General features: G+C 58.7%; 17 protein-coding genes. 12 read left to right on the top strand and 5 right to left on the bottom strand.

Annotated elements, in window-relative coordinates:
• Positions 1-47: 47 nt before the first annotated feature.
• The 7 genes from CLV41_RS19310 (at position 48) to CLV41_RS19340 (ending at position 6,287) form a co-directional block, all read left to right on the top strand.
• The gene (locus CLV41_RS19310; RefSeq protein ID WP_103224061.1) at positions 48-275 is read left to right on the top strand and encodes a twin-arginine translocase TatA/TatE family subunit; all 228 of its coding nucleotides are present in this window, start codon (positions 48-50) and stop codon (positions 273-275) included.
• A 41-nt stretch (positions 276-316) separates the two neighbouring features.
• Positions 317-784, top strand: coding sequence for a Sec-independent protein translocase protein TatB (tatB, locus tag CLV41_RS19315; protein ID WP_103224062.1), 468 nt, complete (start codon positions 317-319; stop codon positions 782-784).
• Entirely contained in the window at positions 781-1,596 is an 816-nt protein-coding gene (gene tatC / locus CLV41_RS19320) for a twin-arginine translocase subunit TatC (RefSeq protein WP_103224063.1), read from the top strand. The genes tatB and tatC overlap by 4 nt, the downstream gene beginning before the upstream one ends.
• Before the next feature lie 177 nt (positions 1,597-1,773).
• A complete protein-coding gene (gene serS, locus CLV41_RS19325; protein ID WP_103224064.1) occupies positions 1,774-3,054 on the top strand; it encodes a serine--tRNA ligase in 1,281 nt (426 codons plus the stop codon).
• 109 nt (positions 3,055-3,163) lie between these two features.
• Positions 3,164-3,922, top strand: coding sequence for a 5'/3'-nucleotidase SurE (surE, locus tag CLV41_RS19330; protein WP_103224065.1), 759 nt, complete (start codon positions 3,164-3,166; stop codon positions 3,920-3,922).
• A 20-nt stretch (positions 3,923-3,942) separates the two neighbouring features.
• Entirely contained in the window at positions 3,943-4,638 is a 696-nt protein-coding gene (locus CLV41_RS19335; protein ID WP_103224066.1) for a protein-L-isoaspartate(D-aspartate) O-methyltransferase, read from the top strand.
• Between the two features lie 239 nt (positions 4,639-4,877).
• Positions 4,878-6,287 (top strand): peptidoglycan DD-metalloendopeptidase family protein, encoded by a 1,410-nt coding sequence (locus tag CLV41_RS19340; RefSeq protein WP_208987603.1) that lies wholly within the window; start codon positions 4,878-4,880, stop codon positions 6,285-6,287.
• A gap of 118 nt (positions 6,288-6,405) precedes the next feature.
• Here CLV41_RS19340 and CLV41_RS19345 read toward each other — a convergent pair whose 3' ends face one another.
• Positions 6,406-7,278 carry an ATP-binding protein gene (locus tag CLV41_RS19345; RefSeq protein ID WP_103224067.1) on the bottom strand — a complete coding sequence of 291 codons (873 nt, stop codon included), beginning with the start codon at positions 7,276-7,278 and terminating at the stop codon, positions 6,406-6,408.
• A 241-nt stretch (positions 7,279-7,519) separates the two neighbouring features.
• Between CLV41_RS19345 and yajC the strand changes: the two genes are divergently transcribed.
• The 5 genes from yajC to CLV41_RS19370 all read left to right on the top strand — a co-directional run bounded on the left by yajC (position 7,520) and on the right by CLV41_RS19370 (position 11,772).
• Positions 7,520-7,852 carry a preprotein translocase subunit YajC gene (gene yajC / locus CLV41_RS19350; RefSeq protein ID WP_103224068.1) on the top strand — a complete coding sequence of 111 codons (333 nt, stop codon included), beginning with the start codon at positions 7,520-7,522 and terminating at the stop codon, positions 7,850-7,852.
• Between the two features lie 73 nt (positions 7,853-7,925).
• Positions 7,926-9,536, top strand: coding sequence for a protein translocase subunit SecD (gene secD / locus CLV41_RS28165; RefSeq protein WP_103224069.1), 1,611 nt, complete (start codon positions 7,926-7,928; stop codon positions 9,534-9,536).
• A gap of 16 nt (positions 9,537-9,552) precedes the next feature.
• Positions 9,553-10,503 (top strand): protein translocase subunit SecF, encoded by a 951-nt coding sequence (gene secF, locus CLV41_RS28170; protein ID WP_103224070.1) that lies wholly within the window; start codon positions 9,553-9,555, stop codon positions 10,501-10,503.
• A gap of 12 nt (positions 10,504-10,515) precedes the next feature.
• Entirely contained in the window at positions 10,516-10,893 is a 378-nt protein-coding gene (locus CLV41_RS19365) for an Mth938-like domain-containing protein (RefSeq protein WP_103224071.1), read from the top strand.
• A 27-nt stretch (positions 10,894-10,920) separates the two neighbouring features.
• A complete protein-coding gene (locus CLV41_RS19370; protein WP_103224072.1) occupies positions 10,921-11,772 on the top strand; it encodes a phytoene/squalene synthase family protein in 852 nt (283 codons plus the stop codon).
• Between the two features lie 32 nt (positions 11,773-11,804).
• On the opposite strand, the gene trmFO is transcribed toward CLV41_RS19370, so the two are convergent.
• The 4 genes from trmFO to uvrA form a co-directional block, all read right to left on the bottom strand.
• A complete protein-coding gene (trmFO, locus tag CLV41_RS19375) occupies positions 11,805-13,223 on the bottom strand; it encodes a methylenetetrahydrofolate--tRNA-(uracil(54)-C(5))-methyltransferase (FADH(2)-oxidizing) TrmFO (protein WP_103224073.1) in 1,419 nt (472 codons plus the stop codon).
• Between the two features lie 367 nt (positions 13,224-13,590).
• Positions 13,591-13,740 carry a DUF1127 domain-containing protein gene (locus CLV41_RS19380; RefSeq protein WP_103224074.1) on the bottom strand — a complete coding sequence of 50 codons (150 nt, stop codon included), beginning with the start codon at positions 13,738-13,740 and terminating at the stop codon, positions 13,591-13,593.
• A 432-nt stretch (positions 13,741-14,172) separates the two neighbouring features.
• Entirely contained in the window at positions 14,173-14,325 is a 153-nt protein-coding gene (locus CLV41_RS19385) for a DUF1127 domain-containing protein (protein WP_103224075.1), read from the bottom strand.
• 235 nt (positions 14,326-14,560) lie between these two features.
• Positions 14,561-17,449, bottom strand: a complete 2,889-nt coding sequence (gene uvrA / locus CLV41_RS19390; RefSeq protein ID WP_103224076.1) for an excinuclease ABC subunit UvrA — start codon at positions 17,447-17,449, stop codon at positions 14,561-14,563.
• Positions 17,450-17,495: the final 46 nt, after the last annotated feature.

Consider the following 17,495-nt stretch of genomic DNA (forward strand, 5'->3'; position numbering starts at 1 on the left):
TACAAGAGCCGTAGGGCTTTTAAAGCCGATTATCAGGAGTTTGGCGTATGGGCATTAGTATTTGGCAGATCTTGATCATCGCGGTGGTGGTGGTTCTGCTCTTCGGGCGGGGCAAGATTTCCGATCTCATGGGCGATGTCGCCAAGGGAATCAAAAGCTTCAAAAAGGGCATGGCCGAAGACGACACTGCCGACGAAACCCCGAAGACAATCGATCATCAGAACAGCGAAGCGGCACCGACCGCAAAAGCTGAAGATCAGACCAAAGCGAGCTGATCTCAATCTGCATCGCGTCTCCTTAAGGGGCGGAACTTCAAATGTTCGATATCGGGTGGACCGAACTCTTGGTGATCGCCTGCGTGGCGATCATTGTCGTGGGGCCGAAGGATCTGCCGCGCATGCTGCGCACGCTTGGGCAGACGATGGGAAAGATGCGGCGGATGTCGCGGGAATTCCAGTCGACGTTCAACGACGCACTGCGCGAAGCTGAAAGCCAAGCCGATATCGCCGATATGAAGAAACAGGTTGAGAAAGCCGCCAACTTCAATCCTCTCGGCGATATCAAGAAATCCATCGAAGAGGACGCGGCCAAACGGCCGGATAAGCCCAAGGCGGCAGCGGCAAAACCTGTTTCCGAAGATCAGCCACTCCCGGCATCCGGCGAACCGGCCGGTGAAAAACCGTCGTCGGAACCAGCGGCCGTGACCAAGGCGAAACCGGTTAAAAAAGCCGTAACCAAGGCAAAACCGGTTAAAAAACCGGTGACGGAAGATGTGAAGGCATGAGCCAGGACGAAATCGACGCCTCCGAAATCGACGCTTCCAAGGCGCCCCTGATCGAGCATCTGATCGAATTGCGCCAGCGGCTGATGTGGTCGCTCGCGGCGATCCTGGTGATGTTCTTGATCTGCTTTTATTTCGCCATCGACATCTACAATATTCTGACCGTTCCGTATCTGCGCGCCGCCGGCGATGCCCACCCGGTGGAGATGATCTACACCGCGCCGCAGGAATGGTTCTTCACCCAGCTCAAACTTGCCCTGTTCGGCGCGCTCTTCCTGGCCTTTCCGGTGATTGCCAGCCAGATCTACATGTTCGTTGCTCCTGGCCTTTATAAGAACGAGCGCGGCGCCTTCCTGCCGTTTCTGATCGCGACACCGGTCCTGTTTCTGATCGGTGCGTGTCTCGTCTATTTTCTCGTCATGCCCATGGCGATGGGCTTTTTCCTGTCACAGGAACAGATGGCGAGCACCGGCAAGGTCGCGATCCAGCATCTGGCCAAGGTGAGCGAGTATCTGGGCCTGATCATGGTGCTGATCTTCGCGTTCGGTCTTGTCTTCCAGTTGCCCGTCGTGCTCACGCTTCTCGGTCGCGCCGGTCTGGTGAGCTCCGAAACCCTCAGGCACAAGCGCAAATATGCGATTGTGGGCGCCTTCGCCGCTGCTGCAATTTTGACACCTCCCGATCCGATTTCACAGATCGGTCTTGCGCTGCCCACGCTGCTTCTCTACGAAGTCTCCATTCTGTCCGTCAGACTGATAGAGCGGAAACGGGCCGAACGGGAAGCTGCGAGCGAAGCGGAAGACGCTGCGGTTTAGCGCCGGCCTCCCAGGCTGGTATTTCGTTTGCCGGACGGAACTCATGGATTAGAGCATCGGGTGTTTAAGAAACGCCCAAAAAGATGCTCTAACATTCAGGAATCGATCAGCTTTTGGGCGACAAGCCGTTTCCGGCTTATCGCCCGCTGATCTAAGACCGCCGTTCGGGAAATGAAGATGTTTGATATTAAGTGGATACGGGAAAACGCAGCCGCCTTCGACCAGGCCTTGGCAAAGCGGGGCTATGAAGCTTCCGCCGCCAGACTGATCTCGCTGGACGAATCCCGCCGCTCCCATATCGGCAAGCTTCAGGAAGCCCAGGAACGGCGCAATGCCGCCTCCAAGGAAATCGGCAAGGCCAAGGGTTCCGGCGATGACGCGCGCGCTCAGGAGCTGATCGAGGAAGTCGCGCAGATCAAGGCCTTCATCCAGTCGGGCGAGGAAGAGGAGCGCAAGCTCACTGCCGATCTGGAAGCCGCGATGGCCGTCATTCCGAACCTGCCGCATGACGATGTGCCGGTCGGCGCGGATGAAGCTGAAAACGTGCTGCTGAAAACCCACGGTGAAAAGCCGGTTTTCCGCTTCAATGAAGCGCCCAAGGAACATTTCGATCTTGGGGAAGCTCTGAACGGCATGGACTTTTCGACCGCCGCGAAGCTGTCCGGGTCCCGCTTTGTCGTTCTGAAGGGGCAGATCGCACGGCTTGAACGGGCGCTCGGCCAGTTCATGATCGATCTTCACACGCGTGAACACGGCTATACGGAAGTTTCGCCGCCGCTGCTGGTGCATGGCGATCCGCTTTACGGAACGGGTCAGCTGCCTAAATTCGAAGAAGACCTTTTCAGGACCGCGACCGATCACTACCTGATCCCGACCGCCGAGGTGCCGCTCACAAATCTGGTCGCCGGCGAGATCATTGCCGAGGACCAGTTGCCGCTGCGCGTCTCCGCCCTGACCTATTGTTTCCGGTCCGAAGCCGGGTCCGCCGGCCGCGACACCCGCGGCATGCTGCGCCAGCACCAGTTCCAGAAATGCGAATTGGTGTCGGTCACCAGACCGGAAGACTCGCTCAACGAGCTGGAACGCATGCTGGGCTGCGCCGAGAAGGTACTGCAGGAACTCGGCCTGCATTACCGCGTGATGACCCTTTGCACCGGCGACATGGGCTTCGGCGCCCGCAAGACCTATGACATCGAGGTCTGGCTGCCGGGGCAGGACGCCTACAGGGAAATCTCTTCGTGTTCCGTCTGCGGGGATTTCCAGGCAAGACGCATGAACGCGCGCTTCCGGCCGGCCGGATCGAAACAGCTCTTGCATGTGCACACGCTGAACGGCTCCGGCATTGCCGTGGGCCGCGCACTGATTGCCGTCCTGGAGAATTATCAGAACGGCGACGGTACGATCGCCGTGCCCGACGTGCTGCGGCCCTATATGGGCGGACTGGAACAGATCGGTTAGAACAATTTAAAAACCGGTCAACCTGCTGTCACACGTTTGAAAGCAGGTTGAGCCGGTCAGTCGCGGCCAAGCAAACGACGCTGTCTCAAACTCGGGGAAACGCTTTCATATGCGCATTCTGATCACCAACGATGACGGCATTCACTCTCCGGGGCTCGCTGTACTGGAACGCATCGCCCGGACACTGTCTGACGATGTCTGGGTGATCGCTCCCGAGACTGACCAGAGCGGTGTCGCCCATTCGCTGACCCTGAGCGATCCTTTGCGGCTTCGAGCGATCGACGAGCGGCATTTTGCCCTCAAGGGTACACCGACCGATTGCGTCATCATGGGAGTGCACAGGGTACTGCCGGCTGTGCCGGATCTTGTCCTGTCCGGCATCAACCGGGGGCAGAACCTGGCGGAGGACGTGACCTATTCCGGCACCGTTGCCGGTGCGATAGAAGGCGCGATTCTCGGTATCCGGTCCATTGCCGTTTCCCAGGCATATGACTGGGACGTGTCCTCGGAGCCGGATTTCAGCAATGCGGAGACACACGCGCCTGAGTTGTTCCGCAAACTGATCGATTTCAATCTGCCGCGCTATTCGCTGCTGAACGTGAATTTCCCACCCTGTCCGGCAAATGCCGTGAAGGGCGTGAAAGTCACTGTACAGGGTCATCACGCGCAGAGCGGACTGTCCATTGACGAGCGCAAGGACGGCCGTGGTTATCCTTATTTCTGGTTGCGTTTTCAGGACCGGGGTAAATCCGTACTCGAAAATTCCGATCTTCAGGCAATTGCCGATGGATATGTTTCCGTTTCACCGCTACGCATAGATTTGACAGCTCATGATCTGGTGAGTCACCTGGCAGGAGCGCTCCAATAATCCCGGAAGGGGAGCGGTAAATGGCCGGCAACAAGCCCGGCACGGACCAGAAGCCGACGTACCCATTTCCACTGCCCGATGAGGCGGAGGCCCGGGCCGCGCTTGTCCTCGGCCTGAGGCGGCGTGGAGTGGGCGCGCGCGAGGTTCTTGCGGCGATTGAGCGGGTGCCGAGGCGCTTGTTCCTGTCGGCCCGACATCACGGTCTGGCCTATGAAGACGCCGCATTGCCAATCGAATGCGGACAGACGGTGTCCGCACCGTCCCTGGTCGCCTTTACCGTCCAGGCGCTCGGCCTCGCTCCGAACCACTCGGTTCTGGAAATAGGAACGGGATCGGGTTACCAGGCCGCGATCATGGCCCACCTTGCGGCCAGGGTCGAAACCCTTGACCGGTTTGCAACCTTGGTCGATCTGGCAACCAGCAGGTTCGCCGCGCTGCGGCTTGAAAACGTCAAGGCCAGGCACATGGATGGATTGGAAGGCCTGAAGCTGAAGGGGCCCTATGATCGGATCGTCGTGACCGCGGCGGTCGAATCGGTGCCGGACACCTGGGTACAGCTGCTCAAGCCCGGCGGCGTGCTGATCGCCGCGATTGGCAAGGCAAAACAAGCCCAGTCCCTGATCCGTTTTCACAAAAGCGAAAATGTCATGACAGCTGAGCATCTGATGAGCGTGCGGACCGTGATGTTACAGCCTGGCCTTGCCAAGAAGCTGTAAGGTGCCGGAAACGTCCCGGTCTTGGGATCTCTGCAGGGGTCGAATCGGGAATCGTCAGCCTTCTGGAAATTTACTATAAACAATCCGCAGGACATTTCTTTTGTCGGACGGAATACTGAGAATTCCGGGATTTTCCCAAAAGTCTGATCCGGTCTTTAGCCTTTATAAACCTTACTGGCGTCTACTCTTAACCATAACAGCCATAGTTAGCGGTCAGAGTTAAGGCGATGATGAAGCGGATGCGTACCCTCCGCAGGGACCTTTTGGGAAAAGCGGCAACTGTCTCACTGATTGCGGTGTCAATCGCGGGATGTTCAAGCGCGACTGAACGGTTCGGAGAGTCTCCCTACTACACGGCAAATACCCAGAATCAGCGCGACATACTAAACGGTGGCCAGAGCCAGCCGACCTATCAGGATATTGTCGATGGCCCGGGAGGGTCGGTTGCGGGCCTGCCGCAATCGTCTTCGCAGCCTTTGACGACCGCCTCAATTTCCAAAAAACCTTCCAGTATCCAGTCCGCACCGCTGCCGGCGCCTGGTCAGACGCGTGCCAGTGGCAAGCCGTCTCATCTGACAACGGCACCCGTCGCCACCTTGCCTGCGCCTGAAGTGGCGCGGCCGGTGCAGACCGCCGCGACCAGTCAGGCGAAAAGCTGGAAAGGCTGGACATCCGCCGGTGGTACCAGGGTGCAGGTCCGCCAGGGAGACGATCTGAATTCGATGGCCCGGCGCTATGGTGTGCCGATACAGGCGCTGGTCGCTGTAAACGGCATTGAAGATCCGAAAAATGTCCGTCCGGGTCAGAGCATCATCGTTCCGACCTATGTCTATGCGGAAGGAAACGCCTCAACCAGCGTCACCGAGGGCGAAACCAGCCGGGTGAAGCTGCCGGCCAGCCGCGATGACGTTGCGGTCACCAGCGCCGTACCAACCTCCGCCGGCTCCATGCCGCGCCCGGCCAAACAACCCGGTTTCGCCGAGATCAGCCGCGATGAAACCGGCAATGGCGGCGTGCAACGCGTCAGTACCTTGCCGAAACGCAAACCGGGTGGGAGCGACCGGGTGCTGACCACCGCTTCGATTTCTTCTCAGGTGCCCGCGCCGCCGCGTCAGCCTGACGTCGGGAGAGATGTTGCCACCGCGCCCTCCGGATCGGTTGGAAGTTCGTCCCTGCCGCAACCGGCGTTGACACGCGAGCAGGCGCCGAGCGAACCGATAAAGACACCCGCAGTCGTTGCAAGCGTTCAGGAAGACGTTGACGCTTCAACCGAAACTTTTCGCTGGCCGGTACGCGGACGCATCATTTCCGACTTCGGTGCAAAACCCGGTGGCGGCAAGAACGAGGGCGTGAACCTGGCGGTTCCCGAAGGCACTCCAGTGAAGGCCGCGGATGACGGAACGGTCATCTATTCGGGCAACGAACTGAAGGGCTACGGCAACCTGATCCTGGTCCGTCACAGTGAAGGCTGGGTGACCGCCTATGCCCATAACAGCGAGCTTAAGGTCAAGCGCGGAGACAAGATCCGCCGCGGCGACGTTGTTGCCCTCGCGGGTGCAACCGGCTCCGTCAATCAGCCGCAGGTTCATTTTGAGCTGCGCCAGGGCAACAAGCCGGTCGATCCTCTGAAACACCTGCCGCAACGCTGATCGAAACAGCCGAACAAATACCTCAGGAAAATGTGAAACCCGGCCATGCGCCGGGTTTTTCCATTTATCGTCCTATAGCGTGTTGCGTTTAAGCGAATTCAATTTAACGCGACACGCTTCAGGAAAGCACCTTTCCCAAACGCCCGGCCAGATCCTGGATGAACTGGTAGGCAACACGGCCGGAGCGGCTTCCGCGGGTTGTCGCCCATTCAAGCGCCTGCGCCCGCAGGTCATTCGCCGGGAATTCCAGACCGAAATGATCCGCATAACCGCGCACCATGTCGAGATAATCGTCCTGACTGCATTTGTGGAAACCGAGCCACAATCCGAATCGATCGGACAGCGAAACCTTTTCCTCAACAGCCTCCGCGGGGTTGATGGCGGTGGAGCGTTCGTTCTCGATCATGTCTCTTGGCAGAAGGTGGCGGCGGTTCGACGTCGCATAAAAGATCACGTTCTCCGGACGGCCTTCAATCCCGCCCTCCAGAACCGCTTTCAGAGACTTGTAGGACGTATCGTCATTGTCGAAGCTCAGATCGTCGCAAAAGACGATGAAGCGGAAGGGCGCCGAACGGATTTCAGCCATGAGTCCGGGCAGGGATTCAATGTCCTCCCTGTGAATTTCGATCAGTTTCAAGGCGGTAGAAGCGCTTTCCTGATTGATCGCCGCGTGTGCTGCCTTGACCAGAGACGATTTCCCCATGCCGCGGGCACCCCAAAGGAGTGCGTTGTTGGCAGGAAGGCCGTTTGCGAATCGTCTGGTGTTGTCGAGGAGAAGGTCTCTCACCCGCGACACTGCGCACAGCAAGGTGATATCGACCCGGTTCACCTTCTTCACCGCGTGAAGTTCCCCCGGTTCGGGGACCCACACGAAGGCGTCCGCAGCGGCCCAGTCGGGTCTTTGCGGCGGCGCCGGAACGGCACGGCCGATCAGCTCAAGCAGGGAATCGAGTTTTGTATTCAATGCGGAAAGGTTGTCCGGCGCACTCATTATTCTTGCAAGCCCCGTCAAAAAGGCCCATGTGAGGCCCTGAAGAAAGTCGCTGGAGGATTAACACGGCCAGGGAAATGCGAAAACGTCTGTTATTCCCATACTGGTACGCCGGAATCAGCTTGCAAAGCTTGAAATGAGGCGCGCCGCCGTTATAGTCCCGCCACCAGAATTAGAGCGTTTAGGCCTCAGGTCCCGGAAATGGACCCTAACCGGCAAGGACGCCACTTAGGAGAGTTGAATGTTTATCACCCCAGCCTATGCACAGACCGGCGGAATTGCGGGTCCGGAATTCCTTATGTCGCTGCTGCCGTTCGTGGCCATCTTTGCGATCATGTATTTTCTGATCATCAGGCCGCAGCGCCAGCGCGTGAAGCAGCATCAGGAAATGGTCTCCAATGTCCGCCGTGGCGACACCATCGTCACGACGGGCGGTCTGATCGGCAAGGTTGCCAAGGTTGTTGACGACGGTGAACTCCAGGTGGAGATCGGCGAAGGCGTCAAGGTGCGCGTCGTTCGCTCCATGGTTCAGGAAGTCCGTTCCAAGACCGAGCCTGCAAAAGACAACGCGTAACGTTTCAAAACGCGGATTTGATGAATTCGCCAGGCCGGTTCCCGATCGGCCTGGCAGTTTTTAAGGCTTGACCATGCTCTATTTCGCTCGCTGGAAAATCGCGCTGATCGTGCTTGTGGTTGCCGCTGGCATCCTCGCGACCCTGCCGAATTTCTTCTCCGCCAGACAGCTTGAAAGCTGGCCGGATTTTCTGCCGAAAAGCCAGATGGTCCTCGGTCTCGATCTTCAGGGCGGTGCCTATCTGCTCTACGAAGTGGACCAGGAGGACTATATCCAGAAGCGCATGAAAGCGCTGGTCAGCGACATCCGGGCGACGCTGCGCGAGGAACCGCGTATCGGTTATACCGGTCTCGGGGTCCAGGGAGACACCGCTCAGGTTCGTATCCGGGATCTGACGCGGCTTGACGATGCCGAAGAGCGCCTGCAGCCGTTGGTCAACCCGCTCGTTTCCAATCTCTTCGGCGGACAGCCGGTCAACGAATTCGAGATGACCGCCACCGATGACGGTCTCGTCCGGTTCGCATATACCGAACAGGGTCTTCAGGACCGGATGGCGGCCATCGTGCAGCAATCCATCGAAGTCATCCGCCGTCGTGTCGATGAAATCGGCACGACAGAACCGAACATCCAACGCCAGGGCACCGACAGGATCCTCGTTGAGGCTCCGGGGGAAAGCGATCCCGAGCGTCTGAAGGATCTCGTCGGCCAGACCGCCCAGCTCACCTTCCACATGGTCGATACCTCCATGTCCGGCGAACAGGCGATGCAGAACCGCCCGCCGGTCGGCACCGTGGTCATGATGTCGGTGGACGATCCACCGTTCCCCTATCTTCTTGAGGAATCGCCGCTGCTTTCCGGCGAGGATCTTGTCGATGCGCAGGTCAGTTTCGACCCGCGCTCCAACGAACCGGTGGTGAATTTCCGATTCAATCAGTCCGGCGCGCGGAAATTCGCGCTGGTGACGCAGCAGAATGTGAACCGGCCCTTTGCGATCGTGCTTGATGACGAGGTGATCTCCGCGCCGGTTATCCGCGAACCGATTACCGGTGGCTCCGGCCAGATTTCCGGCAGTTTCACGGTTGAGGGCGCCAATGATCTGGCTGTTCTGCTCAGGGCAGGTGCGCTGCCGGCCAAGCTTACCGTGATTGAGGAACGCTCCATCGGCCCGGGCCTTGGTGCCGATTCGATCGAGGCTGGCAAGCTCGCCTCGATCATCGGCGGTGCACTGGTCATCGCGTTCATGATTCTTGCGTATGGCCGCTTCGGCATCATCGCCGATCTCGCTCTCATGGCGAATATCTTCATGATATTCGGTGCCTTGACCTTTCTCCAGGCGACACTGACCTTGCCCGGCATTGCCGGCATCGTGCTGACCATCGGTATGGCTGTCGATGCCAACGTGCTGATCTTCGAGCGTATCCGCGAAGAGGCGAGGGCGGGGAGATCGGCTGTTTCGGCGATCGATGCCGGTTACAGCAGGGCGCTGGGGACCATTTTGGACGCCAACATCACCACCTTGATTGCGGCCGTCATCCTGTTCCAGCTCGGCTCCGGTCCGGTTCGCGGCTTTGCCGTGACCCTGGCCATCGGGATTTTCACCACCGTTTTCTCAGCTTTCACGTTCAGCCGGTTGCTTGTGGCCCTTTGGGTCCGCCGCCGCCGTCCGTCCAAGTTGCCGATCTGATCCGGGAGATTAACCAATGTTGCTGAGACTCGTTCCGGACAATACCAAAATCAAGTTCATGTGGCTGCGGAAGGTAAGCTTTCCGGTATCCATCCTGCTGATCATTGTCTCGCTTGCCGGTTTTTTTCTGGTCGGGCTGAACTACGGTATCGACTTCAAGGGCGGTACGATCATCGAGATCAAGACCGACGGGCCGGCCGATATCGGCGCCATTCGCTCGCGATTGTCTTCGCTTAACCTCGGTGACGTTCAGGTGCAGGAATTCGGCGGGTCGGACGACATCCTGATCCGTGTGGAGGAGCAACCCGGCGGCGAGCTCGCGCAGCAATCGGTCGTCTCCCGCGTCCGGACGATCTTCGAAGACGACAATGTCGATTTCCGCCGCGTGGAAGTGGTCGGACCGCGCGTCTCCAGCGAACTGGCCCGGGCCGGGGCCATCGCGGTGGCCGCGTCCCTGCTGGCGATCCTTTTCTACATCTGGTTCCGCTTCGAATGGCAATTCGCCGTCGGGGCCATCCTGACGACGGCGAACGACGTGGTGATCACGGTCGGCCTGTTCGTTCTGCTGCAGCTTGATTTTTCGCTTTCCAGCATTGCCGCGATCCTGACGATTATCGGTTATTCGCTCAACGATACCGTGGTCGTCTATGACCGGATCCGGGAAAATCTGCGCAAATACAAGAAGCGCCCGCTCACCGAACTGCTCGACATGTCGATCAACGAGACGTTGTCGCGCACGACAATGACGTCGGTAACCACGCTTCTGGCTCTGATCGCGCTCTATGCCTTCGGCGGCGAGGTGATCCGGTCCTTCACGCTGGCGATGATCTTCGGCATCGTGATCGGCACCTATTCGTCGATCTTCCTTGCGGCCCCGTTCCTGATTCTGTTCAACCTTCGCCCGGACGCCATGACGCCGAAGGGCGACGACGCTGAAAAGGGATCCGGCGAAGAGGCAACCGTCTGAGGATTGCCGGCGATGGAAATCCGGGATGCACATTTTCCGGGCCGGGCACCGCTTGATGCCTACGGCAACGGCGGTTTCCGGTTTGCAAAGATGTCCCACCAGGGCGCGCTGCTATGCGTTCCAAGCGGCATATACGGCTGGGATCTGACCGATCCGTCTGAATTTTCCCGGCAGGCTTTCTCGAAAGTTTTTGAGGAGATGGCCGATATCGAGGTGCTTCTCGTCGGAACAGGGATGGACCTTGTACCGCTTGCGGCGGACTTGAAGGACAAATTCCGCGAGGTCGGAATTCTGGCCGACCCGATGTCTACCGGGGCTGCCGTGCGTACCTACAATGTGCTTCTTTCCGAAGACCGGGCGGTGGCCGCTGCGCTTCTGGCGGTGGACTAAACCTTGAGCGAAGGCCATATGGGCCCTATGACCACCGATTTCGATCATGCCGCCGAAGTGGTGCGCCGTTTCGACCGGGACCGCTATCTGAGCGCTCTTCTGGCACCCGAAGCGTATCGCCCGGCCCTGATGGCGCTTTATGCCTTCAACGCCGAAATCGCTCGCATCCGGGAAGTGGTCTCCGAGCCGCTTCCGGGCGAGGTCCGTCTTCAATGGTGGCGTGACTTGCTTGAAGGCACGGAACATGGTGCCGCCGCCGCCAACCCGGTCGCCAATGCCCTTTTGAGAACCATTGAAAGATACAATCTCCCCAGGCAGGCCCTCGTCGCGATGACGGAGGCGAGGATCTTTGACCTCTATAACGACCCGATGCCCAGTCTGAACGACCTGGAAGGCTATGTGGGGGAAACGGTTTCTGGGCTCTTTCAGCTTGGCTGCCTTGTCCTGAACGACGGCAAGGATCCGGGAACCGCGACAGTCGCCGGCCATGCCGGTGTCGCTTATGGCTTGTGCGGCCTGATGCGCGCCTTGCCCTGGCATGCGGCACGCCGGCAGATGTATCTGCCGGGCGATGTTCTTTCACGCCACAATCTCGATCCTGAAACAGTATTCCGGGGCAAAACGACCCCTGAACTCCTGGCGGTGCTGACGGAAATGCGCGGGCATGCCCGCCATCACCTGGGCCGCGTCAGGGAGGCGGCTTCGGGCGTACCGCTGACCTGCCGGGCCGCTTTTCTTCCGCTGGTGCTGGTAGAACCGTTCCTGAAAAAGCTGGAAGTAACCGGATTCGACCCGCTGCAGCAGGCCGCCGAAATCTCCCAACTGCGTCGTCAATGGATCCTGTGGCGGGCGTCCGGCAACGTGTTCGGCAGGCTCTGAGTAATTTGATACAGGTTTGCCGGTCGCGCGGTTTATTCCGCGGCAGCTATCTCGATTGCCAGATTTGACCGCCAGGTTTCGAAATCGGCCTTGGCCCTGTCGGTCAGCGCCAGCTTCTTCGCCCTGGTCTTGTCCTTGCCCTTCAGCCGCTTGCCGTTTTCATCCTTCGTGGGGGCTTCGACCGGCGGAAACAGGCCGAAATTGACATTCATAGGCTGGAATGAGCCGGGTTTTCCCGCGCCGTCTTCCCGGGAGATGTGTCCACCGGTGATGTGGCCCAGCAGGGCGCCCATGGCGGTGGTACCGGGCGGGGGGAGAATATCCTGGCCGCGGGCTTCCATAACGGCAAAGAGACCGGCCATGCAGCCGACGCTGCACGATTCCACATAACCCTCGCAGCCGGTGATCTGACCGGCGAAGCGCAGGCGCGGGTCTGCCTTGAGGCGCAACGCGCCGTCGAGAACTTTCGGGGAATTCAGGAAAGTATTTCTATGCAGACCGCCGAGCCGGGCGAAGCGCGCGGATTCCAGCCCGGGTATCATTTTGAAAATCTCGGCCTGGGCGCCGTATTTCAGTTTCGTCTGGAAACCGACGATATTGTAGAGCGTGCCGAGAGCATTGTCCTGCCGGAGCTGCACCACGGCGTAGGCTTTGACCGTCGGATTGTGCTCATTGGTCAGTCCCATCGGCTTCATTGGCCCATGGCGCAGGGTTTCCCGCCCGCGTGCCGCCATCACCTCGATCGGCAGGCAACCGTCGAAATACGGCGTGTCGGCTTCCCATTCCTTGAAATCCGCCGTGTCTCCGGCAATAAGCGCGTCGATGAAAGCGTCGTACTGGTCCTTGTCCAACGGACAATTGAGGTAGTCCTTGCCGGTGCCGCCCGGGCCCACCTTGTCATATCGCGACTGGAACCAGGCTTTGGAAAGGTCGACCGAATCGAAATGCACGATCGGTGCGATCGCATCGAAAAAGGCGAGGGCGTCCTCGCCGCTTTTATCCAGGATGGCTTTCGAGAGCGCAGGCGAGGTGAGAGGACCGGTTGCTATAATCACACTGGTCCAGTCTTCCGGCGGCAATCCGGCGACTTCCTCGCGTTCGATCGTGATTCTGGGATGAGATTCGAGCGATTGAGTGACCGCGGCGGAAAATCCCTCGCGGTCCACCGCAAGGGCGCTGCCCGCCGGTACCTGATGAGCATCGGCGCAGGACATGATCAGAGAACCGAGCTGGCGCAATTCATGATGGATGAGCCCGACGGCGTTTTGTTGAGAATCGTCGGAACGGAAGGAGTTGGAACAGACGAGTTCCGCAAGTCCATCGGTCTGATGAGCATCGGTTTTCCGCACGGGGCGCATCTCATGCAGCACAACGTCCAGTCCGGCTTGAGCGATCTGCCAGGCAGCCTCGGAACCGGCGAGACCACCGCCAACTACGTGAATAGGGGGCATTGATTGTCCTTGGAAATTTTTCCGGCTGTCCGCATCGACCTGGCGCCGTGATATCCGCGGGTTACTTGTCCTTGCGGATCTGATTACAGGCAATGCCAGACTGCTGCAACGCTTTCTCAGAATCGCGTGGATAAATCCAAAGACTGGAGATTGGCTGAAGTTGGGCTCGCCAAACCCGGCGACAGTCCTGAGAACCAAGGAGCGGGAAAGCTCGCACGGAATCACCCTTGCGGTGTGTATCAGCCATAAAAAAACACCTGCCGGAGGGAGGAGGTTCCGGCAGGTGTTTTTTGAAACTCCGCGCGCGATGCGCGGAGACATGGAGCCTGAAGGTTGGGAGGAGGAACCCTCCAGACTGCCAAGCTGGTTATTTTGCGGACATGCGCGCGTAGCGGGCGATGTCGGTGCGGGCAATGCCCAGATCGTCCAGTTCACGGTTGGACAGGTTGGACAGCTCGTCATAGGTCTGACGGAAGCGTTTCCAGTTATTGAATTTGCGAACAACAGTATCGATCATTGGTGAGGCCTTTCGCTATCTCATGGCCAAGGCACCGCGGATCGGCGTCTGGCCCGTTCATCTCTTATGATTTGAAGATAGTGGTTTTGTGCACTGCGAGGTAGAGGGTAAATCGCGAAGCAGGTATGCACAAAACGCAGATTAACAAGAGGTTAATTACCTCAAAAGGAGGTGATAAGCATGCACTCAGCGCATGACTGCGTCATATTACTCTTCGCAAGTGCGAGATGGCATCCCGTCATTTAACGCGAGGTTGCGGAGAGATGGACTGAGTAATGAAAAAAATGGGGGCCGAACAAACGAACGCCCGCCAGCGGGAGGAGGTGCTGACGGGCGTCGTTTCGACGTGACAGGGCTGGGAGGAGGATGCCCTGCGTGTCACACGTCCGTTGGCTGGGAGGAGGATGCCTCGGGACGCGATCTCTGAATCTGTTAGCCGTTGCTGGAACGGCGTGCGACAAACTTGATGTCGCTGCGGCTGATGCCAAGATCAGCCAGTTCACGGGTGGACAACCGGGACAGTTCGTCGACCGCACGGCGGTAGCTCACCCAAGTGCTGTACTTCTGGCGTACAGTATCAAACATTTTCTTGTTCCTTATCAGGCAAGGCACCGATGCGCCTCACGCCGTTTGTTGATCCAAGATATAATTCAGAGGGTGAAATAAAAGAAGTGCCATCTCTGCATGCCTGACATGCGTTTGGTGCAATGCAGCAAAAAATTGGCGTAATTACACCGGAAAAATCGAAAAAACCTAGGAAATCATCACACTAGAATTCAGTGTGCAACGCACACTGAATTCAGATTTCGGTCCTGAATGTCTATTCGGCGGCGTCAATAGCGCGCTGCGGGCGGCGCTGCAGCAGTTCCTGGAGAAAGTGGCCCGTGTAGCTTTCCTTGACCTCTGCAACGTCTTCCGGACGGCCGGTCGCAACAACAGTACCGCCACCGTCTCCGCCCTCAGGTCCCAGATCGATGATCCAGTCAGCGGTCTTGATGACTTCAAGATTGTGTTCGATCACCAGAACCGTATTGCCCTGGTCGACGAGTTCATGGAGCACGTCCAGCAATTTCGCGACGTCATGAAAATGCAGCCCGGTGGTCGGTTCGTCGAGGATATAGAGCGTGCGGCCTGTGGAGCGTTTGGAAAGCTCCTTGGCAAGTTTCACGCGCTGAGCCTCCCCTCCGGAAAGCGTCGTCGCCTGCTGGCCGACCTTGATATAACCGAGACCTACCCGCGCAAGTGTCTCCATCTTATCCCGGACCGCCGGAACCGCCGAAAAGAAGGAAGCGCCTTCCTCGACGGTCATGTCGAGAACATCGGCGATAGACTTGCCCTTGAATTCAACTTCCAGCGTTTCACGGTTGTAGCGTCTGCCCTTGCAGACGTCGCAGGTGACATAGACATCGGGCAGGAAGTGCATCTCGATCTTGATGACGCCATCGCCCTGGCAGGCTTCGCAGCGTCCGCCCTTGACGTTGAAGGAAAACCGCCCAGGCTGATATCCCCGCGCCTTGGCTTCGGGCATGCCTGCGAACCATTCCCGGATCGGAGTGAACGCGCCGGTATAGGTGGCGGGATTGGAGCGCGGTGTCCGGCCGATCGGGGACTGATCGATGTCGATTACCTTGTCCAGCACCTCCAGCCCCTCGATACGGTCATGCGGCGCCGGGTTCTCCCGCGCGCCATTCAAGCGGCGCGCAGCCGCCTTGTAGAGCGTATCGATCAGGAAGGTCGATTTGCCGCCGCCCGAAACGCCGGTGACACAGGTGAACGTGCCGAGCGGCACATCCACATCGATGTCCTTCAGGTTGTTCCCGCGCGCGCCGCGAACGGAAATCTGCCGTTTCTTGTTGATCTTGCGCCGTTCCTCCGGACGGGAGATCATCTTTGTGCCGGAAAGATACGCACCCGTCAGCGAATTGGGGTTCGCCATGATCTCCGCCGGGGTTCCCTTGGCGATCACCTGTCCGCCGTGAATGCCGGCACCCGGCCCGACATCGACCACATAGTCCGCCGTCAGAACCGCGTCCTCGTCATGCTCGACAACGATGACGGTATTGCCGAGATCGCGCAGGTGTTTCAGCGTTTCAAGCAGCCGGGCATTGTCGCGCTGGTGAAGACCGATGGACGGTTCGTCCAAAACATAAAGAACCCCGGTCAGGCCTGAGCCGATTTGCGACGCCAGGCGGATGCGCTGGCTTTCCCCGCCTGACAAGGTGCCGGATGCCCGGGACAACGTCAGATATTCAAGCCCAACGTCGTTGAGAAATCTCAGCCGTTCGCGGATTTCCTTCAGGATGCGTCCGGCGATTTCGGTCTGCTTGGTGTTGAGCTTTGCAGGAAGCTGTTCAAACCAGTTGCTCGCCTCTCGGATGGAATATTGCGTGACATGGCCGATATGCTTGTCGGCGATCTTCACGGCGAGGGCCTCGGGCTTCAGACGATAGCCGTCGCAGGCCGGGCAGGCATGGTCGGACTGGTAGCGGGAAAGCTCTTCGCGCACCCATGTGGATTCGGTCTCCCGCCAGCGCCGCTCGATATTGCCGATCACGCCCTCGAACGTCTTTTCGGTGCGGTAACTGCGCACGCCGTCATCGTAGACGAACTCGATCTTGGTCTTTCCCGTTCCGTGAAGAATTGCTTCGTGTACTTCCGCCGGCAAGTCTTTCCACGGGGTGGCCATCGTTACCTTGTAGTGATGGCAGATCGCTTCAAGGGTCTGAGTGTAATAAGGAGAGGTGGATCCGGTCTTGGCCCAGGGCAGCACAGCCCCCTCGCGCAGTGAAAGCGAGTGGTCGGGCACCACCAGGTCTTCTTCGAACGCAAGAGTGGTGCCGAGCCCGTCGCAGGTAGGGCAGGCGCCGAAGGGATTGTTGAAGGAAAACAGCCGCGGCTCGATTTCCGCAATGGTGAAGCCGGAAACCGGGCAGGCGAATTTTTCGGAAAAGATCAGCCGTTCGGCATCGCCTTTTTCGCCGGTCTTGTCGGCAAATTCGGCAACCGCGATGCCATCGGCCAGCCTCAGGGCCGTTTCCAGGGAATCCGCCAGCCTGCCGGCGATATCATCGCGCACGACAATCCGGTCCACGACCACATCGATGTCGTGTTTGAATTTCTTGTCCAGGGCAGGCGCTTCGGAAATCTCGTGGAACGTGCCGTCGATCTTGACGCGCTGGAACCCCTTTTTCATGAGTTCGGCCAGCTCCTTGCGATATTCGCCTTTGCGGCCGCGGACCATCGGCGCCAGCAGATAAAGACGAGATCCTTCCTCCAGTTCCAGGATCCGGTCGACCATCTGGCTGATCGTCTGGCTTTCGATCGGCAGGCCCGTGGCGGGCGAATAGGGAATGCCGACCCGCGCGAACAAAAGCCGCATGTAGTCGTAAATCTCGGTGACCGTGCCGACCGTGGAGCGCGGATTGCGGGAGGTGGTCTTCTGCTCGATGGAGATAGCCGGCGAAAGGCCATCGATCTGGTCCACATCCGGCTTCTGCATCATTTCCAGGAACTGGCGTGCATAGGCCGACAGGCTTTCCACGTACCGGCGCTGGCCTTCCGCATAAATGGTGTCGAACGCAAGCGAGGACTTTCCAGAGCCCGACAGGCCGGTCATCACGATCAGCTTGTCTCTCGGCAGGTCGATGTCGATGCCTTTGAGGTTGTGCTCCCGCGCGCCGCGGATTGAGATTTGTTTCTGATCAGTCATGTCGTCCGGCTTCAAGGCAGGTGAACTATCCACTTGCGTTCCTGGT

Source organism: Roseibium marinum (genome assembly GCF_002906165.1).
Taxonomy (GTDB): domain Bacteria; phylum Pseudomonadota; class Alphaproteobacteria; order Rhizobiales; family Stappiaceae; genus Roseibium; species Roseibium marinum.